The sequence below is a fragment of the Sphingomonas jinjuensis genome, assembly GCF_014197105.1.
GTDB classification, from domain to species: Bacteria; Pseudomonadota; Alphaproteobacteria; order Sphingomonadales; family Sphingomonadaceae; genus Sphingomonas; species Sphingomonas jinjuensis.
Genome location: NZ_JACIEV010000003.1, coordinates 1 through 23,804 on the forward strand (window position 1 = coordinate 1; position 23,804 = coordinate 23,804).

Annotated in this window: 19 protein-coding genes; 9 read left to right on the plus strand and 10 right to left on the minus strand. The window is 67.6% G+C overall.

The genetic code is table 11. From position 1 onward, the window contains the following. A partial coding sequence (locus GGQ80_RS05800) for a PEPxxWA-CTERM sorting domain-containing protein (RefSeq protein ID WP_183982971.1) occupies positions 1-110 on the plus strand: 110 nt, incomplete at its 5' end. A gap of 66 nt (positions 111-176) precedes the next feature. Here GGQ80_RS05800 and GGQ80_RS05805 read toward each other — a convergent pair. Continuing rightward, positions 177-1,019 carry an HpcH/HpaI aldolase/citrate lyase family protein gene (locus GGQ80_RS05805; protein WP_183982972.1) on the minus strand — a complete coding sequence of 281 codons (843 nt, stop codon included), beginning with the start codon at positions 1,017-1,019 and terminating at the stop codon, positions 177-179. A 77-nt stretch (positions 1,020-1,096) separates the two neighbouring features. Between GGQ80_RS05805 and cyoA the strand changes: the two genes are divergently transcribed. The 5 genes from cyoA to GGQ80_RS05830 are packed head-to-tail and all read left to right on the plus strand — an operon-like array spanning position 1,097 to position 6,486. Beyond that, positions 1,097-1,972 carry a ubiquinol oxidase subunit II gene (gene cyoA / locus GGQ80_RS05810; RefSeq protein WP_343050883.1) on the plus strand — a complete coding sequence of 292 codons (876 nt, stop codon included), beginning with the start codon at positions 1,097-1,099 and terminating at the stop codon, positions 1,970-1,972. Then, on the plus strand, positions 1,972-3,978 hold the full coding sequence (gene cyoB, locus GGQ80_RS05815; RefSeq protein ID WP_183982974.1) for a cytochrome o ubiquinol oxidase subunit I: 2,007 nt from the start codon (positions 1,972-1,974) through the stop codon (positions 3,976-3,978). The genes cyoA and cyoB overlap by 1 nt, the downstream gene beginning before the upstream one ends. Beyond that, positions 3,975-4,625 (plus strand): cytochrome o ubiquinol oxidase subunit III, encoded by a 651-nt coding sequence (cyoC, locus tag GGQ80_RS05820; protein WP_183982975.1) that lies wholly within the window; start codon positions 3,975-3,977, stop codon positions 4,623-4,625. The genes cyoB and cyoC overlap by 4 nt, the downstream gene beginning before the upstream one ends. Beyond that, positions 4,622-5,026, plus strand: a complete 405-nt coding sequence (gene cyoD / locus GGQ80_RS05825; protein WP_183982976.1) for a cytochrome o ubiquinol oxidase subunit IV — start codon at positions 4,622-4,624, stop codon at positions 5,024-5,026. The genes cyoC and cyoD overlap by 4 nt, the downstream gene beginning before the upstream one ends. Before the next feature lie 38 nt (positions 5,027-5,064). Then, the gene (locus GGQ80_RS05830) at positions 5,065-6,486 is read left to right on the plus strand and encodes a tetratricopeptide repeat-containing sulfotransferase family protein (protein ID WP_246346905.1); all 1,422 of its coding nucleotides are present in this window, start codon (positions 5,065-5,067) and stop codon (positions 6,484-6,486) included. Here the strand turns inward: GGQ80_RS05830 and GGQ80_RS05835 are convergent. Then, a complete protein-coding gene (locus GGQ80_RS05835) occupies positions 6,476-7,747 on the minus strand; it encodes an aspartyl/asparaginyl beta-hydroxylase domain-containing protein (RefSeq protein ID WP_183982978.1) in 1,272 nt (423 codons plus the stop codon). The two genes, GGQ80_RS05830 and GGQ80_RS05835, sit on opposite strands and share 11 nt — an antisense overlap. Before the next feature lie 88 nt (positions 7,748-7,835). Beyond that, on the minus strand, positions 7,836-10,820 hold the full coding sequence (locus GGQ80_RS05840) for a TonB-dependent receptor domain-containing protein (protein WP_343050885.1): 2,985 nt from the start codon (positions 10,818-10,820) through the stop codon (positions 7,836-7,838). 226 nt (positions 10,821-11,046) lie between these two features. Between GGQ80_RS05840 and GGQ80_RS05845 the strand changes: the two genes are divergently transcribed. After that, positions 11,047-11,580: a hypothetical protein gene (locus GGQ80_RS05845; protein ID WP_183982980.1), complete on the plus strand. Its 534-nt coding sequence runs from the start codon at positions 11,047-11,049 to the stop codon at positions 11,578-11,580. 3 nt (positions 11,581-11,583) lie between these two features. Here the strand turns inward: GGQ80_RS05845 and GGQ80_RS05850 are convergent, their stop codons facing one another. From GGQ80_RS05850 to GGQ80_RS05880, 7 genes are all read right to left on the minus strand, one after another. After that, positions 11,584-12,393: an esterase/lipase family protein gene (locus tag GGQ80_RS05850; protein WP_183982981.1), complete on the minus strand. Its 810-nt coding sequence runs from the start codon at positions 12,391-12,393 to the stop codon at positions 11,584-11,586. A gap of 17 nt (positions 12,394-12,410) precedes the next feature. After that, positions 12,411-12,977, minus strand: coding sequence for a GNAT family N-acetyltransferase (locus GGQ80_RS05855; RefSeq protein ID WP_183982982.1), 567 nt, complete (start codon positions 12,975-12,977; stop codon positions 12,411-12,413). Continuing rightward, positions 12,974-14,035 carry an alpha/beta fold hydrolase gene (locus tag GGQ80_RS05860; RefSeq protein WP_183982983.1) on the minus strand — a complete coding sequence of 354 codons (1,062 nt, stop codon included), beginning with the start codon at positions 14,033-14,035 and terminating at the stop codon, positions 12,974-12,976. The genes GGQ80_RS05855 and GGQ80_RS05860 overlap by 4 nt, the downstream gene beginning before the upstream one ends. A 140-nt stretch (positions 14,036-14,175) precedes the next feature. Beyond that, positions 14,176-14,526: a hypothetical protein gene (locus GGQ80_RS05865; RefSeq protein ID WP_183982984.1), complete on the minus strand. Its 351-nt coding sequence runs from the start codon at positions 14,524-14,526 to the stop codon at positions 14,176-14,178. A 158-nt stretch (positions 14,527-14,684) separates the two neighbouring features. Continuing rightward, a complete protein-coding gene (locus GGQ80_RS05870; protein WP_183982985.1) occupies positions 14,685-16,274 on the minus strand; it encodes an efflux transporter outer membrane subunit in 1,590 nt (529 codons plus the stop codon). Continuing rightward, entirely contained in the window at positions 16,274-19,531 is a 3,258-nt protein-coding gene (locus GGQ80_RS05875) for a multidrug efflux RND transporter permease subunit (RefSeq protein ID WP_343050887.1), read from the minus strand. Before GGQ80_RS05875 ends, GGQ80_RS05870 begins: the two co-directional genes overlap by 1 nt. Positions 19,532-19,535: 4 nt before the next feature. After that, a complete protein-coding gene (locus GGQ80_RS05880; protein ID WP_425506020.1) occupies positions 19,536-20,771 on the minus strand; it encodes an efflux RND transporter periplasmic adaptor subunit in 1,236 nt (411 codons plus the stop codon). Between the two features lie 178 nt (positions 20,772-20,949). On the opposite strand from GGQ80_RS05880, the gene rpiA reads away from it, so the two are divergent. Both rpiA and tkt read left to right on the plus strand, forming a co-directional pair. Next, positions 20,950-21,636 (plus strand): ribose-5-phosphate isomerase RpiA, encoded by a 687-nt coding sequence (rpiA, locus tag GGQ80_RS05885; protein WP_183982986.1) that lies wholly within the window; start codon positions 20,950-20,952, stop codon positions 21,634-21,636. A 69-nt stretch (positions 21,637-21,705) separates the two neighbouring features. Continuing rightward, the gene (gene tkt / locus GGQ80_RS05890; RefSeq protein ID WP_183982987.1) at positions 21,706-23,796 is read left to right on the plus strand and encodes a transketolase; all 2,091 of its coding nucleotides are present in this window, start codon (positions 21,706-21,708) and stop codon (positions 23,794-23,796) included. The last annotated feature ends 8 nt before the right edge of the window (positions 23,797-23,804 follow it).

Consider the following 23,804-nt stretch of genomic DNA (forward strand, 5'->3'; position numbering starts at 1 on the left):
CCGCCGCCGTCCCCGAGCCCGCCACCTGGGCGATGATGCTCGTCGGCTTCGCCATGGTCGGTGCCGCTTCGCGCTACCGCAGCCGCAAGACCGCGATCGCCGCCGCGTAAGTCAGCGCCTTCCTTCTTCAACGGGGGGAGAGGCCGTCGCGGGCAACCGCGGCGGCCTCTTCATGTTCAGCGTGGCGCGAGGGCGAGCACGCGCTCTGCGGCGGCAAGGTGCAGCCGTTCGACCATCCGGCCGGCGACCTTGATCGCGCCGTGGTTCGCGGCGGCGGGGTCGGCGAAGGCGGCGACGATGGCGTGCGCCTCGGCGATCTCGTCGGCCTGCAGCGAAAAGGCGGTATTGGCGGCGGCGATCTGCGCAGGGTGGATCAGCGTCTTGCCGTCGAAGCCGAGCGCGCGGCCCTGCGCGCATTCGGCCGCGAGCCGATCGGGGTCGTCGATCGCATTGAGCACACCGTCGAGCGCCTCGCCGCCGCCGGCGCGTGCGGCGGCGACGATTTGCGACAGCGCCGGGACCAGCGGCCAGCGATCGGCGCCGGGGCGTGCGCGAAGGTCGAGCGCCAGGTCGTTGGTGCCGGCGACGAGCAGCGTCGTGCGCGTCGCGCGCATCGCGACGGCGATGGCGGGCAGCGCGACGAGGCCGGCACAGGTCTCGACCATCGCCCACAGCGCCGGCCCCTCGGGCCCGAGCCGCTCGCGCGCCGCGACCAGATCGTCGGGGCCGTCGACCTTGGGCAGCAACACGGCATCGACCGCGGCGCCGCGCATTGCGTCGAGGTCGGCGGCGCCCCATTCGGTGGCCAGCGCATTGATGCGGATCACGCGCTCGCGATCCCCGAATCCTGACGCCATCGCCGCGACCGCGGCGGCGCGCGCATCGGGCTTCGCCTCGGGCGCCACGGCGTCTTCGAGGTCGAGGATGACGACGTCGCATGCCAGGTCCCGCGCCTTGGCGACGGCACGCGGGTTCGAGGCGGGCATGAATAAAGCGCTGCGGCGGGAACGAGCTTTCATTCCGCTGGTTTGCCGAATGAGATGCGGGGCACAAACCTAATATTTCCGGACCGATGCGTGTCCGCAGGCAGTCACGCGTGAGATTCGTTGCCTCCAGCAGGATCGCTGTCGCCGCGACTGCGCTGATCCTGCTGGGCGGCTGCGTGCCCGGCGTGCTCGATCCCGCCGGGCCGATCGGCGCCGGCGAGCGGACGATCCTGCTCAACTCGCTCGTCATCATGCTCGGTATCGTCGTGCCGACGATCATCGCCGCGGCTGGCTTCGCCTGGTGGTTCCGGGCGGGCAACGAGAAGGCGACCTATCGGCCCGACTGGTCCTACTCGGGCAAGCTCGAACTGCTCGTCTGGTCGGTGCCGCTGCTCGTCGTGATCTTTCTGGCCGGCATGACCTGGATCGGCAGCCACCAACTCGACCCGTTCCGCCCGATCCAGTCGACCAAGCGGCCGATCCGCGTCCAGGTCGTGTCGCTCAACTGGAAATGGGTGTTCATCTATCCCGACCAGGGCGTGGCGACGGTCAACCGGCTGGTGATGCCCATCGGTACGCCGGTCAATTTCGAGATCACGTCGGGGACGGTGATGAACAGCTTCTTCATCCCCCAGCTCGGCAGCCAGATCTATGCGATGCCGGGCATGCGCGCGAAGCTGTCGCTGCAGGCGGACCGGCCGGGCAGCTATCGCGGCCTGTCGGCGCATTATAGCGGCGAAGGTTTCGCCGACATGGTGTTCCGCGCCGAAGCCGTTTCGCCCGCCGCCTTCCAGTCATGGGCGCAGTCGCTGCGCGGCCGCGGCGGCCTGCTCGACGATCGCGCCTATCTGGCGCTCGCGCGGAAGGAAGAAACCTCGCGCCCCGGCTATTGGGGCAGCGTATCGCCGAACCTCTTCGACGCGGCGGTCGCCCAGGCGGGGGTGCCGGTCCACAAGGTCGAGCATCACGGCAGGGAAAGACTCTGATGTTCGGCAAGCTCAGCTGGCAAAGCATTCCCTGGGAAGAGCCGATCCCGCTGGTCGCGGCGTCGGTGGTCCTGCTCATCGGCGCGGGCGTGCTCGCGTGGGTCTGGCGGCGTGGCTACGTCCCCTATCTGTGGCGCGAGTGGATCACGTCGGTCGATCACAAGCGCATCGGCATCATGTACTGCATCTTCGCGATGGTGATGCTGCTGCGCGGTTTCTCCGACGCGCTGCTGATGCGCTCGCAGCAGGCGATGGCGATGGGCAACGAGGGGTATCTGCCCCCCGACCATTACGACCAAGTGTTCACCGCGCACGGCGTCATCATGATCTTCTTCGTGGCGATGCCGTTCATGATCGGGCTGATGAACTTCGCGGTGCCGTTGCAATTGGGCGTCCGCGACGTCGCCTTTCCGACGCTCAACAACGTCTCGTTCTGGCTGACCGCCTCGGGCGCGCTGCTCATCAACATCAGCCTCGTCGTCGGCGAGTTCGCGAAGACCGGCTGGGTCGTCTATCCGCCGCTGTCGGAGATCCGCTTCTCGCCAGGCGTCGGCGTCGACTATTATCTGTGGGCGTTGCAGATATCGGGGGTTGGCACGCTGCTGTCGGGCGTCAACCTCGTCACCACCATCCTGAAAATGCGCGCGCCGGGCATGGGCTACACCCGGATGCCGATGTTCTGTTGGACGACGCTGGCGACCAACCTGCTGATCGTCGCGGCATTCCCGATCCTGACGGCGACGCTGGCGATGCTGACGCTCGACCGGTATCTCGGCTTCCACTTCTTCACGAACGAGCTCGGCGGCAACGCGATGATGTTCGTGAACCTGATCTGGGCTTGGGGCCACCCCGAGGTCTATATCCTGGTGCTGCCGGCGTTCGGCGTGTTCAGCGAGGTGGTGTCGACCTTCTCGGGCAAGCCGCTGTTCGGTTATCGGTCGATGATCGTCGCGACGATGGTGATCTGCCTGCTCAGCTTCATGGTGTGGCTGCACCATTTCTTCACGATGGGCGCCGGTGCCGACGTCAACGGCTTTTTCGGCGTCGCGACGATGATCATCGCGGTGCCGACGGGGGTGAAGGTCTTCAACTGGATCTTCACCATGTACGGGGGCCGGATCCGCTTCACGACGCCGATGCTCTATTCGGTCGGCTTCATGTGCTCGTTCGTGATCGGCGGCATGACCGGCGTCCTGCTGGCGGTGCCGCCGGCCGACTTCGTCCTGCACAACTCGCTGTTCCTGGTCGCGCATTTCCACAACATCGTCATCCCCGCGGTGCTGTTCGGCGCCTTCGCGGGCTATCAATACTGGTTCCCCAAGGCGTTCGGCTTCACCCTCGACGAGAAGTGGGGAAAGCGCGGCTTCTGGTGCTGGATCACCGGATTTTACCTCGCCTTCATGCCGCTCTACATCCTGGGGCTTCAGGGCATGACGCGGCGGCTGCAGCATTACGACGTGCCGGAATGGCAGATGTATCTGTGGGTCGCGGGCATCGGCGCGCTGTTCATCGCCGCCGGCATCGCCTGCCAGATCATCCAGCTGTTCGTGTCGATCCGGAACCGCGAGGCGCTGAAGGACACGACCGGCGATCCGTGGGACGGCCGCAGCCTGGAGTGGGTCACGACGTCGCCGCCGCCCGCCTTCAACTTCGCAGTACTGCCCAACGTCCAGGGCGAGGAGGCCTATTGGTCGGTGAAGGCCGAAGCCAAGGAGAAGGGCGAGCTGTCGAAGCGACCGAAGTACGAAGCCTTCGAGATGCCGCGCAATTCGCCGACCGGCATCGTCACTGCCTTCTTCTCGACCGCGATCGGCTTTGCGCTCATCTGGCATATCTGGTGGCTGGCGATCGTCGGTTTCTTCGGTGCCTGGGCGACGTTCGTCGTCTTCGCGTGGCGGGACGAGACGGAATATGAGGTGAGCGCCGAGGAGGCACGGCGGCTCGACGACGAGCGTCGCCGTGCCAAGGCGGCGATGGTCGGCCTGCCGCAGGACCAGATCGCATGAGCGCCGCCCCCGCCCATTCGCGCCCCGGCGGCGATCCGCACAATCTGGGCCATGGCGACGTGCCGATCAGCGAGCGCGGGCCGGCGCCCAAGCGGATCGTCGTCGCCTATGGCTTCTGGATCTTCCTGCTATCGGACTTCATCCTGTTTTCCGGCTTCTTCGCCGCCTATGCGGTGCTTGCGAAGGAGACGGCGGGCGGGCCGGCCGGGCGCGACATCTTCGACTTGCCGCTGGTCGCGTGGGAGACGGCGTTCCTGCTGCTCTCCAGCTTCGCGTGCGGCATGGCCGCCATCGCGACCACGGCGAAGTCGGTACGCTGGTTCCAGGTTTCGATGGCGGTCACCGCGCTGTTCGGTGCCGCCTTCCTGGCGTGCGAGCTGTACGAATTCGTCCATCTGATCGGCGAGGGCAACGGTCCGTCGCGCAGCGCCTTCCTATCGGCCTTCTTCGCGCTGGTGGGATGCCACGGCCTCCACGTCACGCTGGGCATGCTCTGGCTGACGACGATGATGGCGCAGGTGTGGGCCAAGGGCTTTCGCGACGATATCGTCCGCCGAATCGCCTGTTTCGCACTCTTCTGGCACGCGCTCGACATCATCTGGGTAGCCCTATTCACCGTCGTCTATCTGTTGGGATCGGCCGCATGAGCGAAACGGACGACACGCTGCATCAGGAGGACGGCGCGGGTGCCGATCGCGCGCCGGGCGAGGACGAGCCGCAATCGATCGCCGAACAAGTCCGCGGCTATGGAATCGGGCTGGGCCTCGCGGCGGTGCTGACGCTGGCGTCGTTCTGGGCGCTGGCGAGCGGGCTGATCTATGGCCCGGCGATCCCGGTCGCGCTGATCGCGCTGGCGGTGGCGCAGATGGGCGTCCACCTGGTCTTCTTCCTCCACGTCACCAGCGGCCCCGACAATACCAACAATGTCTTGGCGCTGGCGTTCGGCGTGCTGATCGTCGCGCTGGTGATGGTCGGAACGCTCTGGATCATGGCGCATCTCGATCATAATATGATGTCGATGGGCGATATGATCCGGATGCAGCGCTGAGCGAGGACGCGCGCGAGCTGGAGCGCCGCGCCGACGCGTTGCTGCGGGCGGGGCGAGTGGCGGAGGCGATCGACGCCTACGCCCGGGTGACGGCGCTCGATCCGCGTGCGGCGGCGGCGTGGTACAACCTTGGCTATCTGCTGCGCGCCGATCGCCAGTTCGAGGCGGCGCTCCACGCCTATGGCCGGGCGATCGAAGCCGGGATCGATCGGGTGGAGGAAGTGCATCTCAACCGCGCGGTGATCCTGTCCGAATTCCTGGAGCGTGCCGAGGATGCCGAGGCGGAACTGACGACCGCGCTGGCGATCGCGCCGGGATTTGCCCTGGCGTGGCTCAACCTCGGCAATGTGCGTGAGGATCGGGGCGACGCGCATGGCGCGCGGGGCGCGTACGAACGGGCGCTCGCGATCGATCCGGCGAGCGGGCGGGCGCTGGCGCGGATCGCGGCCATCGACGTGTTCGAGGGGCAGGCGGCGGCGTCGGTCGATCGGCTGCGGCGGGTAGCGAGCGATCCGCGGATGCCGGTGCAGACGCGTGCCGAGGTGGCGTTCGCGCTCGGCAATGCGCTCGACGCGCTGGGTGCCTATCGCGAGGCGTTCCAGGCGATCGCCGCAGCGCACCAGATGGCTCGCGCCGCGATGCCGCCGCAGTATCGCTACGACCGCAACGCGCAGGCGGCGCTGGTCGACCGGCTGATCGCGCTGCCGCCGCTGCCCCGCGACGAGGCGCCGGGTGAAGGGCCGCAGCCGGTCTTCGTGTGTGGCATGTTCCGGTCGGGATCGACGCTGGTCGAGCGCATCCTGTCGCGCCACAGCCGGATCACCGGCGGCGGCGAGATCGAGGCGCTCCCCGCACTGGCACACGCGATGCCACGCTATCCGGCCGAGGTGGCGGCGGCGGATGCGGCGACGCTCGCCGGCTGGCGCGACGCCTATCTCGCCGAGGTAGCGCGGGCACATCCGGGCGAGGTGCTGGTGACCGACAAGCGGCCCGACAATTTCCTCCACCTCGCGCTGGTGAAGCGGCTGTTTCCCGCGGCGCCGATCATCCACACGGTACGCGCGCCGATGGACAACCTGGTGTCGATCTGGTTCCTCCATTTCGACGACAGCATCACCTATGGCCACGACCTGGGCGACATCGTCCATTGGTATGCCCAGTATCGCCGGCTGATGGCGCATTGGCGCGAGCGGTTCGGCGACGATATCCGCGACATCGCCTATGAGCAGGTCGTTGCCGCACCACGCGAGAGCATCGGCGGACTGCTGGCGAGCCTGGGCCTGCCGTGGGAGGAGGGCGTCCTGTCGGAGCGCGACCGGGGCGGCGTGGTGCGCACCGCCAGCGTGTGGCAGGTGCGCCAGCCGCTTCACCAGCGCTCAGTCGATCGCTGGAAGAACTATGCCGCCGAGCTGGCGCCGGTGCGCGACGCCTTCGCTGCAGCGGGGATCGCTACGGCTTGACGGCGCCCTGACCGGTCACGCGGAACAGCTCCTTCAGCAAACGTTGCTCGTCGGTGCCGAGATGCGGATTCCAGACGTCGAGGATCAGGACGATGCGCGGCTGAGCGGTGGGGTTCCATGCCTCGTGCTCGATGGTGTCGTCGAAGGCGAAAGCCTCACCCTCGCGCCACGGCCGGGTCTCTCCACCGACGCGGAAGGTGCAGCCGTCGGGCACGACCAGCGGCAGGTGGACGATGGCGCGGGTGTTGGTGACGCCGGTGTGCGGCGGGATATGAGCGCCGGGGCGCAGGATCGAGAAGAAGGCGGTCGGCGCCTTTCCCGGTATGTCGTTCTGGGGAATGGCCGCGAGCGCTGCGGCGGTGGCGGGGCAGCGTTCGCAGACCTCGTCGTTGCGTAACCCATATTCCCACAGGAAACAGGCGCTCCAGTCGGTGTTGTTGTCGAGCGCGGTCCATTTGTTCTCGGGCGTGCCGGGTTCCTGGCGGACATAGGGACGGATCGCGGGAATGCCCTCGGCGACGAGCGCCAGCGCCTCGGCGCGGATCGCGTCGGTCTGCGCCTCGAGCGCGGCGAACCAGGGGAAGAGGCGGCGGTCGAAGAACTCGTCGGCGGGCAGGAAGGGGACGTGAACACCCGACGGCTGGTTGGCGTAGATCGCGCGGCGGCCGAGCAGATGGCCGATGCAGGCGTCGATGCGGCGACCATCCGGGCCCATCGCCGCAAGGGCGCCCCCGATCGCGTCGTTGATGCGGGCGTCGAGCGCCGCGGTATGCGCGGCGAGGAAGGTGCGGCCGCGCTGGAGCGCATCCTCGATCATCGGCGGTCGGTCGGGCATCGCCGCCGCCATCTGGACGACGCCCGACCAGCCGACCGCCGCGGCGGTATCGTCGCCCCGGCGCTGGTTGAGTTCGGCGAGGCGAAGCTGCGCGACGAAGTTGAGCCGATCGATGTCGAGCGCGCGCGAGAGGGCGGCGGCCTCGGCATCGGCGTCGCCGCGCAGCCGCTCTGCGGTGGCGAGATTGATCAGCAGGATCGGCTGGCCCGGATCGCGTTCGGCCGCCGCTGCGAACACCCTGGCCGCCATTGCGCCATCGCCATCGGCGATCGCGCGCATGCCGCGGGCATTGAGGACCTGCGGGTTGTCCGGCGCGATTCCCATCGCCTGGTCGAGCAGGCGGCGTTCGGTCGCGACGTCGCCGCGCTGACGGGCGGCGGCGGCATCGGCGATCAACGGGGCGAGGCGGGGGTCGGGGGCGGACATGATCGATCTGGTAGCCCGGAAACCAGGCACAAAAAAAGGGGCGGCCGCGATGGCCGCCCCTTCAAGAGACGTCAAAGGACGTGTCCGCTTAGAAACGGACGCGTGCCGACACGTTGTAGAGGCGACCGATCGCGTCGTAGGTCGACGGATAGGTGTTGCCGCTGTTGAAGGCGGTCGCACCGGCCGACGAACCCACCAGCGGCGGCTGCTTGTCGAGCAGGTTACGCACGCCGAAGGTGAAGGTCATGTGCTCGGTCGCTTCGAACTGAACCGACAGATCGAAGTAATCGTAGGCCGGGATCTTGTTGAAGTTGAACGAGCGGCCGGCAAGCGGGCTCGGGCCGGTCACGGTGCCGTTGAACAGGTTGCGGTTCGCCGTCGTAAAGCCACGCGCCGCGAAGTCGGCAGCCTGACCCTCGTACTGAACGCCGCTGATGTGGCGCCACAGCAGCGAGACGGTCGCCTCGCCCAGCGACAGCGAGGTGCGCTGGTTCCACTGCCACTCCGGCTGGATCGAGCCGCAGTTGACCGAGTAGTAGCCGACGCAATCGCGGTTGTAGCCGGTCGGCGACGCGCGGAACGTGTTCTTGTCGGTCCAGGTGCCCTGGAAGCTCAGGTTCAGCCCAACGTTGCCGAACTCATGCTTGTAGTTCGCGTTGAGGTCGACACCGTTGGTTGCCAGGCGGCCGAGGTTGGTCAGCGGCTGGGTCAGACCCGGCACGGTCACGCTCGAACCCGACAGACGGCCGTTGAGCGGGCTGCGGCGGATGCTGGTGCATGCCGCCGACGCTGCCTGAGCCGCGGTGATCGACGCCGGATTGTTACCGAAGCAGGCGCTGATCAGATCGCCCGGCGTCGCCGCCGTGATCGCATCGTTCACCTTGATGTCGAAGTAGTCGATCGCGAGGCTGAAGCCCGGGATCAGGTCCTTCGGCTGGATGACGACGCCTGCGGTGAAGGTATCGGCCTTCTCCGGCAGGATCGACGGGTTGCCACCACCGGTCACGTTCACCTGACCCGACGCCGGGTTCAGAATGCTGCCGATCGACGCCGCCGGCGCACCCTGGTTGCGGCAGGCGAGCGTCAGGTTGGCGTTGTTGACCGGCGCGGTGCCCGCGCAGGGGTCGACGGCCAGGTTGTCGAGGCTGGTCACGACCGGCGAGAACAGCTCACCGATGTTCGGTGCACGGACGGCGCGCTGGTAGTTGCCGCGGAACTTGATCGCCGCGAACGGCTCCCAGCTGATGCCGCCCTTGTAGGTCCACGCATCGAAGTTCGGGCGGTTCGCCGCGAAGATCTGATACTTCGAGTAGCGGAAGCCGCCCTCGAGGGTCAGGGCGCGGAAGAACGGCTTGTCGGCGACGAGCGGCGCGATCAATTCGCCGAACGCTTCCTTCACGTCGTAGCTGCCGTTGAAGGGCAGGATAGCGCCACCGGCACCGCCCAGCTCGCCCGGCGACAGCGCATAGGCGTCCGGCGCGCGGTTGTAGCTGTACTTGCGATACTCGCCGCCGAGGGCGTAGCCGATCGGCTCCGCCGCCCACGGCAGGGTCGCGCCGAAGTCGCCGTTCAGGACGGCCTTCGCCTGAGACAGCGCGGTCTTGATGACGATCGAGCTCTGGCCGTTCAGGAACGCGGCCTGCGCGGAGGTAATGCTGCCGTCCTGGCCGAACAGGTTGAGCGGGACGCAGCCGTTGGTCGTGACGGTGCAGGTCGAGGTGTTGTTGGCGTTGAGCGCCTGCTGGACACGGCTGCGCAGCACGTAGCCCGACTGGACCTGATCGAGCTGGTTCTCACCATAGGCGCCCGAGATGTCGATCTTGTGGTGATCGCTCAGCTTCAGGCGGAGGCCCGCCTTGTAGTCGAACACCTGCGTCGTCCAGGTCGACACGCGCGGGCCCAGCTCGGTGCTGCGGCGGTAGACGGCCGGCAGGTTGAGCGAAGTCGTGCCGGTGCAGTTCGCTGCCGAGACGTTGTTCAGCGAGCAAAGCTGCGCGCGCAGGCTGGCGTTGAGGTACGGATTGTTCGCCGGAATGGTCAGCGCTTCGCCGAAGATGCCCGACGGCGCGATGATCTGCTGGACGGTGTTCTTCGAGAACAGCGCGCGGCTGTACACCTCGAGGTTGTCCGAGATCTCGTAATGCGCCTGACCGAAGATGTTGTAGCGCTTAAACGGCGTCTGGAAGATGTTGTACGGGCTGAAGTTGAACGGCGAATAGGCCGTCACCAGCGCCGTGCCGGCCGGATTGACCTGCAGCTGACCCTGGCCGTTACCGAAGTCGACGCCGGTGGGAACCGACGTCGGCGAGGCGCCGGCGGCGACGCCATTGGCCGATCCGATCGTGAAGACCGAGATGTCGCGCTTGCCCTGGTAGAGGGGATCGGCTTCCTGATAGCCGACGCTGAGCACCGCGTTGCCGCGGCCGTCGTCGAAGTTCGCGCCGATCGTCAGGTCGCTGCGGAAGTAGTTCGCATCGCCACGCTCGGAGATCTGCTGGCTGACGTTCGCTTCGAAACCGGCGAAGTCGCGCTTGGTGATGAAGTTGGCGACGCCCGACACGGCGTCCGCGCCGTAGGTCGTCGACGCACCACCGGTCAGCACGTCGACGCGCTGGATGAGGGCGACGGGGATGTTGTTGAGATCGACGGTGCCGCCGGCTGCGGCGGGGACCAGGCGGTCGCCGTCGAGGAGCACGAGGTTACGCTGCGAGCCGAGGTTGCGCAGGTTGATCGTCGCGAAACCGCCCTGACCGTTGTTGACCGACGAACCGATGCCCGGAACCGCACCCGGCAGCTCGCGGATGATCTGCTCGACCGTGTTGGTGTTGCGCAGCGTCAGCTCGTTCTCGGCGATCACGTTGACCGGGCTCGACGAGACGAGGTTCGGGTTCGAGATCAGCGTACCGGTGACGACGATGTCCTGGCCGGCTTCAGCCGGGGGCGGGTTGTTCGCGTCGGTGGCTTCGGTCTGCGTCTGCGGCGTCAGCGGCGCGGTCTGCGCGAAGGCCGGCGAGGCGATGGAAGCGGCACCGATGAGAAGCGTCGACGCCAACAGGCGCGAACGAGCGGTCATCTGCATATTAACCCCTTTAAGGTCTGTTAAGCTTTCTAGTCGGCCTGCCGGATTCTGATCGTTCGGCTGGCTTTCTAGCGCATGCCCATAGAATGATGCCGCTTTCTGCTGCAATGCACTGACGGACGAGGCTTCCGCTTTGGTCAACCGCTGTGTCTGTTAGGTCACAGAAGTGTAGTATTGCTGACGTGGATTGCCGACCTAATACAGTGACGAGGGGGTAGTGATGAGGGTTCAAGCGTCTCAGCTTTCGGGTTTTCTCGCGATGGTGGCGATGATCGTGCCGGCATCGACCGGGCTCGCGGCCCAGCGGCGCGATACAAAGGCGTCAGCGGCGCTCGATGCGTTGGCGCAGTGCGTCGCGATCGCCACCGACGCCGAGCGGCTGGCCTGTTACGACCGCGCCGCCCGCCCGCTGATCGAGGCGCAGAAGGCCAAGGATTTCGTCGTCGTCGATCGCGAGGAGGTGCGCAAGACGAAGCGCTCGCTGTTCGGCTTCTCGCTGCCGTCGATCAAGCTGTTCGGCGCGTCGGACGACGAGCCGGTCAAGCAGCTGGTCGGGGTGATGACCGAATCGACCCAGCTGCCGGGCGGACTGATGCGCTTCCAGCTCGACGACGGCAGCGTGTGGGACACGACCGAGGGGCTGCCGCTGATGCCGCGCAAGGGCGACACCGTGACGGTGAAGGCGGGATCGCTCGGCAGCTATATCGCGACCGCGCCGGGCCGGCGCTCGCCGCGAGTCAAGCGGGTTCGCTGAGCGTCACGCCCGCCCGGCCGCGGGATAGAGCAGCCAGCGCAGGCCGGTACGCTGGAACGGGTGCCAGTCGCCATCAGGCTGGGCGAGACGGTCGGCGACGGCGAAGAGGACCGAGGCGTTGACGGCGAGGCCGCAGTGGCTGCCGTGGACCTCGATGCTTTCGGCGTGGTCGCAGCTCTCCTCGACGCAGTTCTGCCAGGCGACGACACCGTCGCCGCGGCTGTAGATCGCGGTCGAGGGGACGGGCGCCGCGCTCGACACCTCCGCCATCTGACGCTTGGCATGGTCGCCGTCGACGCGCTGGCCGCTGAGATACTCGTACAGCTTCCACACGTTCGTCGCGCGGGGATCGCCCGCGAAGGGCGAGCCGAGCGTCACGACCTGGCGCACCGCATCGGGCAGGCGGCTGGCGAGCAGGCGCGCCATGATCCCGCCCAGGCTCCAGCCGATCAGGCTGACGCGCTGGCCGGTCGCCTCGTGGATCGCCTTCAGCCGGGCGATCAGCTTTTCGCCCTCGCGCCCGATCGCGCGCGGGCCAAGGTTGCGGCCCAGTTCCCAGGCGTGGGCGTCATAGCCAAGCCGATTGAGATACGCGCGCATCACCGCGGTCGAGGCGTCGCTGGTGACGAAGCCGGGCAGGACGAGCACCGGATGCCCGTCGCCGCGCGGCGCGCTGGCGAGCAGCGGTGCGGCGAGGGGCAAGGCGCCCAGTTCGACGAGCGCGCGCGGCAGCTCGGTCATCGCGAGCAGCGCGGAAGGCGGCTGGCTCGTGCGCTGGACGGTGGTGGAGCGATGGGTGGCCGCGGTGGCCATGAATTGTTCTCCTGAAGTCACCCCGTCAATGCGCCGGGGCGGCGATCGTTCAATTCGACGCCGAACGCCGTGGTGGCGGCGTGGTGACGGGAGACGTCGAGGCTGAGGATTGCCAGGTCGTGGGGGGTGCCGTCGCGACCGCGGACCTGATCCTTCAGCATCGCCTCGGCCCGGAAGCCCAGGCTTTCGAACAGCGCGATCGACGCCTGCTGGTCGGTCGTCATCGCTGCGGTCAGCTTGTCGAGCCCGTGCGCGGCGGCGATGGCGAAGATCGCCTCGAGCAGGTCGCGGCCGAGGCCGGCGCCGCGGCGCTCGCTCGATACCAGCAGGCGGACTTCGCCGACGTGGCCGCTCCAGCCGAGCGGATCGCGGACCAGGGCGGCGCTGCCGACGACACGGCCGTCGCTTTCGGCGACCAGGCTGTCGATCCACCCTTCCGCGATCGCTGCCTGCCACGCCTCGATCACGCGCGGATGGCGAAGGTCGCGGCCGAGGAACAGCAGGTCATGCTCGGGCAGGCCGTTGGCGAAGGCAAGCATCGCATCGGTATCCGCGGGGACGAAGCGGCGGATGACGTGGCTCATGTGGATCGGCTCCCCAGCCAGGTGACGAGTTTGGGCCACAGACGGCGGATCGCATTGCCGCCGGCGACGAGGCTGACGTGGCCACCCTTCAGCATCACCTCCTCCTTGTCGCGGCTGCCGACCATGCCCAGCAGCGGCGCGGAGGCGGGGGTGGGGACGATATGGTCATGTTCGGCGGCGACGTGGAGGAAGGGGGAGATGATGCGCGAGAGGTCGATTTGGCGGCCAGCGACGGTCATCGTGCCCTCGTTGAGGCGGTTCTCCCACATCAGCGCATGGGTGGTCTCGCGGAAATACTCGCCCGCCAGCGGCAGGATGTCGGCGGCCCAGCGATCGAACATGCGGAACGACTTCACGAAGGCGTCGTCGTGGAGCTGATCGACCAGGCGGATGTTGCCCGCGACCCGCGTGCCGGGGCGCAGCATGTCGAAGGCGGTGTAGAGATAGTCGCCGGGGCAGTTGCCGAAGGTGTCGACCAGCCGGTCGACGTCGAAGAAGCGGCGGTCCGCCCAGGCCTGGAACATCTCCATCTTGCTGAAGTCGACGGGGGTCGTGAAGGTGACGAGGTTGGCGAGCACGCCGTCCCCCTCCAGCGCTGCCCACAGCAAGGACAGGACGCCGCCGAAGCAATAGCCGACGACGCTGACGTCGGACTCGCCGGTTTCCGCCTGCACCCGGGCGACCGCGCTGGGAATGAAGTCGAGGACATAGTCCTGGAGACGCAGCCGCCGCTCGTCGGGGCGGGGCGCTTCCCAGTCGAGCATGAAGACGTCAAAGCCGGCGTCGAGCAGATATTCGACTAGGCTCTGCCCCGGCACCATATCGAAGATATACCCGCGGTTGGTGGTCGCCATCACCAGCAGGATCGGCACGCGGTACACGTCGTCGACGCGCGGGCGGTAGTGATAGAGCCGCATCGTGCCGCGTTCGACCAACACGTCCTTGGGCGTCGCGCCGAGCGTCGGGCCGGCGGTGGTGAAGTAATCGAGCCCCTTGATGTTGCGCAGCATCGCGCGCTCGAATTCGGCTGCGGCGGTGGTGAAGGGGTCGGTCGGCATGGATCAGGCGGGCCTCATACCGGTCCCGCCCAGCCCGTCATCCTTGCGATAGTCAGGACTTCGCAGTGGAGCGTCCCGCCCTTGCCGCGGGAGATCCTGACTTTCGTCAGGATGACGGGGGTGGAGAGGAGAGGACGCTGTCACCCCTTGGCCTCGGGGGGCTTGCGGCTTCGGCTGGGCCTGGGCTTCGTCGCCGCGACCGGCGTGCCGCCGGCCACGCGCAGCTCGATCCGCTCCAGCGCCGCCTCGATCCGGGCAAGGCGGGCGGACAGGTCCTCGAACTCGGCGCGGCTCGGCATCTGGGCGGCGGCGAGCGCGCGTTCCATCATGTCCTTCGATGCGGCCTGCGCGTTCATCGTCGCGCCGCTGGCGGTGTTCATGCCCCGCGACCATTCGTCCGACCGGAGCATCGCGCCGCCGACGCTGTTCGCCATCTTTTCCCATTCGCCGAGCATCGAGCGAAGGAACGCGGCGGGATCGTCGGCTGCCATGCTGCGCAGCATCGGCGCGGCAGGGGCGGGGTGTCAATCCGTCTTCCGTTCGCCCTGCGAAGGGCAGGTGGCTTGGCTTGCCCTTCGAGACGAGGCTTCGACTTCGCTCAGCCTCTCCTCAGGGCGAACGGAGGAGTGAGGGCGACGAGGCTTGCGATCTACGGATCCTGCCGCGGTGCGCCGATCGCGGTTACCGGCTGGGGGCCGTTGGCCGTCGCATCGAGCAGCGAGTCGCCGCCGAGCACGCGGTACAGCGTCACGCGGTTGCTGGCGCCGGTCAGCTGCGTGGCGATCAGCGTGCGCTGCGCCGAGTAGAGCGATCGCTGCGCATCGAGCGAACTGAGATAGGTGTCGATGCCGCCACGATACCGTGCCTGCGTCAGATTGTAGGTGTCGAGCGCCGCCGCCTGGTTGTTGACGTTGGCCTGGAGCTGGTCAGTGATCGTCCCCTGCCGCGCGAGCGCGTCGGCGGTTTCCTGGAACGCGATCTGGATCGCGCGCTCGTAGGTGGCGAGCAGCACGTCGCGCTGCGCCTCAGAATAGCGGACGTTGGCGATGCCGGCGCCTGCCTGGAAGATCGGATAGCTGACCGATGGCGCCACCGAATAGTTGAACGCCCCACCCGAAAAGAGCGAGGACAGCGCGTTCGAAGCGAAGCCGACGAGCCCGGTCAGCGAGATGCGCGGGAACAGCGCGGCGCGCGCGGCGCCGATCTGGGCGTTGGCGGCGCGCAGCTGATATTCCGCCTGGACGACATCGGGGCGGCGGAGCAGCACGCCGCTGTCGAGCCCGGCGGGCAGCGCCGCGACGGTGCCCTGCGCCTCCTCGATCGACTGCGGCAGCATTGCGGGGTCGATCGACGCGCCGACGAGCAGCTGAAGCGCGTTGACGTCCTGCGCCAGCTGGGTGCGTTGCTGGGCGACGTCGGACTGGGCGGTGAACAGGATCTGTTGCGCCTGGCGCAGGTCGGTGCGGGGCGACACGCCGCCGGCGCGCCGCGCCTCGGTCAGGCGGACGGACACTTCCGCGCTCTTGGCGGTATCCTCGGCGATCTTGAGCAGGCTCTCGTCGGCAGCGTAGGTGAGCCAGGCGTCGGCGACGTCGCCGACCAGCGTCAGCCGCGTCGCGCGCGCCGCCGCCTCGGTCGCGAAATAGCGGCTGAGCGCGGCGCCGGTCAGCGATCGGACGCGGCCGAACAGGTCGAGCTCGAACGCGGTGATGCCGAGGTCGACGGAGAAGGCACTGTTGCCGTTGCCGGTGGTGATGACGGTGCCGGTGCTACCCGTTCCCGTGCCGCCGGTCCCGGTGCCACCGGTGCCCGTGCCGGTGTCGACACCCGTACCGGTGCCGGTGCCGACGCCGCCCGTGCCGCTGTTGCCGGTACTGCCGCTGCCTGCCGTGCTGCGCGCGCCATTGCCGCCGCCCGAGTAGCTGTAGCGCGCCGATCCGTTGACCGTCGGCAACAGGCTGGCGCGCTGGATACGATATTGCGCGCGGGCGGACTCGATATTGGCGACGGCGATGCGCAGGTCGCGGTTGTTCGCCAGTGCCTTGTCGATCAGCGCCTGAAGCCGCGCGTCGCGGAAGATGTCGCGATAGGTGACCGTCGGCAGCGATGCCTCGCTGGCGCGCAGATACGCGTCGCCGACCGGCCAGGACGGCGGCACGGGCATCGCCGGGCGTTCGTACTTGGGGGCCAGCGAGCAGCCGGCGAGCAGGACGAGGAACAGGGGGCTCAGGCGACGCATCAGGCGGGCTTCGGTTCGGTGGTGGGGGGCATCGGCGGGGCCGGGGGCTGATCGTCGCCATGCTTGCCCTGATGCCCGGTCGGGCGACCGCGCAGCCTGGCGATGCCGTCGCGCACGGTGCGGCGGACGAGGACGAAGAACAGCGGGATGTAGAAGATCGCGAGGAAGGTCGCCGACAGCATCCCGCCGATCACCGCGGTGCCGATCGCGATGCGGCTGTTGGCGCCGGCACCGGTCGAGATCGCGAGCGGCAGCACGCCGAAAATGAAGGCGAACGACGTCATCAGGATCGGTCGCAGACGGATCTTGGCGGCCTCCAGCGCGGCGTCGATGACGCGCGCGCCCTTGCGCTCGGCCTGTTCGGCGAACTCGATCATCAGAATCGCGTTCTTCGCGGCCAGGCCCATCGTCGTCAGCAGGCCGATCTGCAGATAGACGTCGTTGGTGAGCCCACGCAGCGTCACGAAGGCGATCGCGCCGATCAGTCCGAGCGGGATGATGAGCAGCACCGCGAACGGGATCGACCAGCTCTCGTACAGCGCTGCCAGGCACAGGAAGACGACCAGGATCGACAGGCCGTAGAGGATCGGCGCCTGTCCCGACGACAGCCGCTCCTGATAGGAGAGGCCCGCCCACGACACGCTGGTGCCGGGGATGTTCGCGGCAAGCTGCGCGATGCGCTCCATCGCCTGGCCCGAGCTTTGGCCGGGCACCGCGGAGCCCTGGAATTCGAACGACGAAATGCCGTTGAAGCGCGACAGCGTCGTCGGCGCCTGGCTCCACCCGATCTGCGAGAAGGACGAGAAGGGCGCCATCTGGTTGTTCGATCCGCGCACGAACCACTGCTTCAGGTCGTCGGGCTGCGAACGGTAAGGCGCGTCGCCCTGGACGAAGACGCGCTTGACGCGGCCGCGGTCGATGAAGTCGTTGACGTACTGGCCGCCCCAGGCGGTCGACAGCGTCGAATTGACCTGGGTCTGGGTCAGGCCGAGCGCGGCGAGCTTCTGCGGATCGACGTCGATCTTGAGCGTCGCGACGTCGGGCAGCTCGGTCAGGCGAACGCCGGCAAGGTTCGGGTCGGCATTGGCCGCCGCCAGAAGCTTGTCGCGCGCGGCGTCGAATTGCACCTGGCTCAGGCCGCCGGTGTTCTGAAGCTCCATCGTGAAGCCGTCCGACTGGCCGAGGCCGCGAACCGCCGGCGGGATCAGGGCGAAGACCTGCGCATCGCGAAGCCCGCGGAACGCGCCCGAGGCGCGCTGGACGATCGCATCGGCGGTATTCTCCTTGCCCTCACGATCGGCCCAGTCGTTGAGCGCGAGGAACGCCTGGCCGGTATTCTGCCCCGACGTGCCGCCACCGCCGCCGCCCGCGACCGAGAAGACCGTCTTGAGGTTGGCGCCTTCCTGCTGCGCGAAATAATCCTCGACGGTGCGCTGCACCTCGATCGTGCGCTGCTGCGTCGCGCCTGCGGGCAGGCGGAACTGGACGATCGCGCTGCCCTGGTCCTCGGTCGGCAGGAAGCCGGTCGGCAGGCGCAGGAACAGCACCGCCAGCAGGGCGACGACGCCAGCGTAGATCAGCACGAACAGCCACTTATGGTCGACCACGTAGCGAACCGAGCCGACATATTTCTCGACGCCGCGATCGAAGGTGCTGTTGAACTTGTCCTTCGCGACCTGATAGCCGTGCGCGACCTTGGGGAAGCGGCGGTCGAGCCAGCCGCCTTCGCGGTTGCCATCCTCGTCGCGCTTCTTCTGCTTGAGCAGCGCCGCGGTGAGGGCGGGCGACAGGATCAGCGCGACCAGCACCGACAGCACCATCGCCGACACGATCGTCAGCGAGAACTGACGATAGATGACGCCGGTCGATCCGCCGAAGAACGCCATTGGCAGGAACACCGCCGACAGGACGAGCGCGATCGCGACGAGCGCGACCGAAATCTCGTTCATCGACTCGATCGTCGCCTCGCGCGGCGTCATGTCGGGATTTTCTTCGAGCAGGCGCTCGACGTTCTCGACGACGACGATCGCATCGTCGACGAGCAGGCCGATCGCGAGCACGAGCCCGAACAGCGTCAGCGTGTTGATCGAGAAACCGGCGACGTAGAAGACTGCGAAGGTGCCGAGCAGCACGACGGGCACCGCGATCGCCGGGATCAGCGTCGCGCGCCAGCTTTGCAGGAAGACGAACATGACGATGACGACGAGGATGATCGCCTCGATCAGCGTCTTCACCACCTCTTCGATCGACAGCTTGATGAAGTCGGTCGAATCGTTGGCGTAGGCAACCTTGATGCCGGGCGGGAAGCCCTTGGCGACGCTGGCGATCTCGGCCTTCACCAGTTCGGCGGTCTCGAGCGCGTCGGCCCCCGGTGCAAGCAGCACGGCGATACCGGCGCCGGGGTGGCGGTTGACGCGGCTCGACGCGGCATAGCTTTCCGCGCCCAGCTCGATCCGCGCGACGTCCGACAGGCGAACGGTGGCGCCCGACGATTGCGTCTTGAGCACGATGTTGCGGAACTGCTCGGGCGTCTGGAGGCGCGTCTGCGCGGTCACGATCGCGTTGAGCATCTGGCCCGGCGGCGACGGCAGGCCACCGACCTCGCCCGCCGCGACCTCGGCATTCTGCGCCTGGATCGCGCTGGTGACGTCCGACGGCATCAGCTGGACACCCGCCAGCTTGGCGGGATCGAGCCAGATACGCATCGCATATTGCGAGCCGAACACGTTGGTGTCGCCGACGCCCTTCACGCGGCCGAGCGGATCCTGAAGGTTCGAGACGAGGAGGTCAGAGACGTCCTGGTTCGTCATCCGGTCGGTTTCGTCATAGACGCCCGCGATCAGCAGGAAGTCGGGATTCGACTTGCGGACGACGAGGCCCTGTTGTTGCACCTGCTGCGGCAAGCGGGCGAGCGACTGCTGGACCTGGTTCTGCACCTGGACCTGGGCGATGTCGGGGTCGACGCCCTTGTTGAAGGTCGCGGTGATCGTCACCTGGCCGCGGCTCGACGACGACGACTGGAAATACAGCAGTCCATCGATGCCGGTCAGCTGCTGCTCGATCACCTGGGTGACCGAGTTCTGGATCGTCTGCGCGTTGGCGCCCGGATAGTTGGCGCGGATCGTGACCTGCGGCGGCGCGACGTCGGGATATTGCGCGATCGGCAGGCCCAGGATTCCGCCGATACCCGCCAGCATCACGATGATCGCGAGCACCCAGGCGAAGATCGGCCTGTCGATGAAGATACGACTGATCACTGGCTCAGCGGCCCTGCTTGCCCTGGCCGCCCTGTTGCTGCTCCTGCCCCTGGGGCGGGGCTTTCACCGGTTGGGGGGTGTTGGCGGGAACCGGCTTCACCGTCTGGCCGGGACGAAGCAGGCCGAGGCCCTGGGTGATGATCTTGTCGCCGGTCTGGAGACCCTTGGTCACGACCCAATAGGCGCCCTGCGTGCGATCGGCAGTGACCTTGCGTTCCATCGCCTTGTTGTTCGGGCCGACGATCATCAGCGTCGCATTGCCCTTCGGATCGCGGCTCACCGCCTGCTGCGGCACCAGATAGGCGCGCTGGGTGATCGCCTGGGCGAACTTGGCGCGGACGAACATGCCGGGCAACAGCAGCCCCTGCGGATTGGGGAAGCGGGCGCGCAGCGTGACGGTGCCGGTCTCCTGGTTGACGACCGCCTCGCCGAACTCGATCGAACCGACCTGGCCATAGTCGCTGCCGTCCTCCAGCGTCAGGCGGACCTGCGCGGTGGCGGGGATGACGCCCTCGGTCGCCAGGCTGCGGCGCAGCGCGAGCAGGTCGGCGGCGGATTGCTGGATGTCGACGAACATCGGGTCGAGCCGCTGGATCTGCGCGAGTGGATCGGTCTGCGTCGCCGAGACGAGCGCACCGACGGTGAACAGCGAACGGCCGATCTTGCCCGAGATGGGCGCTGGCACGGTCGTGAAGTTGAGATTGATCCGCGCGGTTTCCAGCGCCGCGCGCGTCTGCGCGACCGAAGCGCGCGCCTGCTGGGCCGAGGCGACGGCGTTGGTATAGTCCTGGCGCGAGATCGCCTCGATCTGGGCGAGTGGCTTGTAGCGTTCGGCCTGGATGCGGGTGGCCTCGGCATTGGCGCGCGCGCTCTGCACGTTGGCGGCGGCCTGGTTGGCGGCGGCGCGATAGAGGCGGGGATCGATCTCGTAGAGTGGCTGGCCCTTCCGCACGAAGCTGCCCTCGGTGAAGAAGCGGCGCCGGATGAGGCCAGTCACCTGGGGGCGGACGTCGGAGCTTTCGAATGCCGAGGTACGTCCGGGCATTTCGGTGACGAAGGCGGCGGTGGTCGGCTGGACGGTGACGAAGCCGACCTGCGGCGTTCCCTGGCCCGGACCGCCACGGCCGCCCTTCTCCTTACCCTTGTTATCCCCGCCGCCACACGACGCGAGCGCCACGGCCGCACCGAGCAGGATCGTCGGACGGGCAAGGGCCGCAGCCCGGTCGATAAGTCGCTTCACGATATACCCAGATTCCTCGATATCGGATGGACACCCGACCAGCAGTCGGAACGCCGGCGTATCAATTTAGTTGCCGTCGCCGATGCTCTGCCCCCGAGCGCGGGGCGGTGGCAAGTTTTCGTGTCAGCAAAATTGTCGCAACTTGTATCCGTGGCGCCTCTATGGCGTTGTTCGCGCCATGACCGACGATGACAAAAGGATCGCCGCCGAAGCGGCCGTCAGCGAGGTGCAGCCGGGCATGTTGGTCGGCCTCGGCACGGGCACGACCGCGGCCTTCGCCATCCAGGCGCTGGGGCGGCGAGTCCGAGAAGGGCTGAGGATCGAGGCGGTCGCGACGAGCCTCGCCAGCGAGCGGCAGGCGCACGACCTGGGCATCCCGATCCGCGACTTTGCAACGGTGGCGAGCGTCGACCTGACGATCGACGGCGCCGACGAGATCGACGATGACTTGCGCGCGATCAAGGGCGCTGGCGGGGCGATGCTGCGCGAGAAGGTCGTCGCCGCCGCCTCGGCGCGGATGGTGGTGATCGCGGATGGCAGCAAGCGTGTCGCCGCCATCGGGGGCAGGGCGGTGCCGGTCGAGATCGTGCCGTTCGCCGCCGCCTTCGTCGCGCAGGCGCTGGAGCCGCTGTTCGCCTCGGTGACGCTCCGCGCTGCCGACGAACGACCTTATGTCACCGATAACGGCAACCACATCCTCGATTGTCGCAGCCCGCGACAGCCCCTGTGGCCGCAGATCGAGGCGGCAATCCAGGCGATTTCAGGAATTTGCGGCCACGGGCTGTTCCTGCACCAGGTCGACGCCGCCTATATCGCCGACCGCGGCGTCGTTTCGCGACTGGAACGCTCGGCCGGTTCCTCCTAAGGGCGGGTCGTGGCAACCCGATCGGCGCCCTGCGCGTTCGATCGACGTCAAGCGCGAGGCAGGATTCCCATGACCGATACCAAGACCGTCGACGCATCCACTGCGTCGTCCTCCAACGTTCACGAGGACGGCAGCCCGGAACGGCTGGCGATCGATACGATCCGCACGCTGTCGATGGACGCGGTGCAAAAGGCCAATTCGGGCCACCCCGGCACGCCGATGGCGCTCGCGCCGATCGGCTACACGCTGTGGGCGAAGTATCTGCGCTACGATCCGGCCCACGCCGACTGGCCCAACCGCGACCGCTTCGTGCTGTCGGTCGGCCATGCGTCGATGCTGCTCTATTCGCTGATCCACCTCGCCGGGATCGAGGAGATCGATGCCGAGGGTAACAAGACCGGCAAGCCCGCGGTCAGCATCGAGGACATCGAGCAGTTCCGCCAGCTGTCGTCGAAGACGCCGGGCCACCCCGAATATCGCCACACGACGGGCGTCGAGACGACCACCGGTCCGCTCGGCGCGGGTTGCGGCAATTCGGTTGGCATGGCCATCGCCGAGCGCTGGCTCGCCGCGCGCTACAACAAGCCGGGCTTCCCGATCTTTGACCACGACGTCTACACGCTGTGCGGCGACGGCGACATGATGGAGGGCGTCGCATCAGAGGCGGCGAGCGTCGCTGGCCACCTGAAGCTGTCGAACCTCTGTTGGATCTACGACAGCAATCACATCTCGATCGAGGGCGGCACCGACCTCGCGTTCGACGAGGACGTGGGCAAGCGGTTCCAGGCCTATGGCTGGAACGTCATCCATGTCGACGACGCCAACGATACCGCTGCTTTCAGCAAGGCGATCGACACGTTCAAGGCTACCGACGACCGACCGACCTTCATCGTCGTGCATTCGGTGATCGGCTGGGGCAGCCCCAAGGCGGGCAGCGAGAAGGCGCACGGCGAGCCGCTGGGCGCGGACAACGTCGCCGCCACCAAGCGCGCCTATGGCTGGCCCGAGGACAAGAGCTTCTACGTCCCCGAGGGCGTGGCCGAGCATTTCAAGGGCGCGATCGCCGATCGCGGGCACACGCTGCGTGACGAATGGGTGGCGATGGTCGACCGCTATCGCGGCGAGCATGCCGATCTGGCCGCCGAGCTCGACCTGATGCTCAAGGACACGCTGCCCGAGGGCTGGGATGCCGACATCCCCGAGTTTCCGGCGGATGCGAAGGGGCTCGCCAGCCGCGATTCGGGCGGCAAGGTGCTCAACGCGATCGTCGGCCGCGTGCCGTGGCTGATCGGCGGTTCGGCCGACCTTGCGCCTTCGACCAAGACCGACATCAAGGGCGCCGACAGTTTCGAGGCGTCGAACTACGCCGGTCGCAACTTCCACTTCGGCGTGCGCGAGCATGCGATGGGCGCGATCGTCAACGGCATGGCGCTGTCGCACCTGAAGTCCTACGGCAGCACCTTCCTCGTCTTCCTCGACTATATGCGCCCGGCGGTCCGCCTGTCGGCGATCATGGAGCTGGGCGATGTCTGGGTGTACACCCACGACTCGATCGGCGTCGGCGAGGATGGCCCGACCCACCAGCCGATCGAGCAGCTGGCGATGCTGCGCGCGACGCCGGGGCTCGACACCATCCGGCCGGGCGACGCCAACGAGGTCGCCTGGGCATGGCGCGCGGCGATGGACAACAGCGGTCGTCCGACCACGCTCGTCTTCTCGCGCCAGGCGCTGCCGACGCTCGATCGCACGAAATACGCCAGCGCCGAGGGCGTGATGAAGGGCGGCTACATCCTGGCCGACAGCGAGAACCCGCAAGTGATCCTGATCGCCACCGGGTCCGAGCTGTCGCTGGCGGTCGAGGCGCACGAGAAGCTGGTCGCCGAGGGCATCGCCAGCCGCGTCGTGTCGCTGCCGAGCTGGTACCGGTTCGAGGCGCAGGACCAGGCGTATCGCGACCAGGTGCTGCCGCCGTCGGTGCGCGCCCGCGTCGCCATCGAAATGGCGGGCGAGTTCGGCTGGGAGCGGTTCACCGGCTTCGATGGCCGTACCATCACCATGTCGACCTATGGAGCCTCGGCACCGATCGCCAAGCTTCAGGACAAGTACGGCTTCACCGTCGACAATGTCGTGAAGGTGGCGAAGGAAGCGATGGGTTCCTAACTCGGACC

What these genes read in the sequence shown, in the direction of transcription:
- tkt (WP_183982987.1), top strand. Translation starts at nt 21,706, where the DNA reads ATGACCGATACCAAGACCGTCGACGCATCCACTGCGTCGTCCTCCAAC.
- GGQ80_RS05855 (WP_183982982.1), bottom strand. Translation starts at nt 12,977, where the DNA reads ATGAGCCACGTCATCCGCCGCTTCGTCCCCGCGGATACCGATGCGATG.
- cyoD (WP_183982976.1), top strand. Translation starts at nt 4,622, where the DNA reads ATGAGCGAAACGGACGACACGCTGCATCAGGAGGACGGCGCGGGTGCC.
- GGQ80_RS05860 (WP_183982983.1), bottom strand. Translation starts at nt 14,035, where the DNA reads ATGCCGACCGACCCCTTCACCACCGCCGCAGCCGAATTCGAGCGCGCG.
- GGQ80_RS05870 (WP_183982985.1), bottom strand. Translation starts at nt 16,274, where the DNA reads ATGCGTCGCCTGAGCCCCCTGTTCCTCGTCCTGCTCGCCGGCTGCTCG.
- cyoB (WP_183982974.1), top strand. Translation starts at nt 1,972, where the DNA reads ATGTTCGGCAAGCTCAGCTGGCAAAGCATTCCCTGGGAAGAGCCGATC.
- GGQ80_RS05845 (WP_183982980.1), top strand. Translation starts at nt 11,047, where the DNA reads ATGAGGGTTCAAGCGTCTCAGCTTTCGGGTTTTCTCGCGATGGTGGCG.
- GGQ80_RS05840 (WP_343050885.1), bottom strand. Translation starts at nt 10,820, where the DNA reads ATGACCGCTCGTTCGCGCCTGTTGGCGTCGACGCTTCTCATCGGTGCC.
- GGQ80_RS05865 (WP_183982984.1), bottom strand. Translation starts at nt 14,526, where the DNA reads ATGGCAGCCGACGATCCCGCCGCGTTCCTTCGCTCGATGCTCGGCGAA.
- cyoC (WP_183982975.1), top strand. Translation starts at nt 3,975, where the DNA reads ATGAGCGCCGCCCCCGCCCATTCGCGCCCCGGCGGCGATCCGCACAAT.
- GGQ80_RS05835 (WP_183982978.1), bottom strand. Translation starts at nt 7,747, where the DNA reads ATGTCCGCCCCCGACCCCCGCCTCGCCCCGTTGATCGCCGATGCCGCC.
- rpiA (WP_183982986.1), top strand. Translation starts at nt 20,950, where the DNA reads ATGACCGACGATGACAAAAGGATCGCCGCCGAAGCGGCCGTCAGCGAG.
- GGQ80_RS05850 (WP_183982981.1), bottom strand. Translation starts at nt 12,393, where the DNA reads ATGGCCACCGCGGCCACCCATCGCTCCACCACCGTCCAGCGCACGAGC.
- GGQ80_RS05805 (WP_183982972.1), bottom strand. Translation starts at nt 1,019, where the DNA reads ATGAAAGCTCGTTCCCGCCGCAGCGCTTTATTCATGCCCGCCTCGAAC.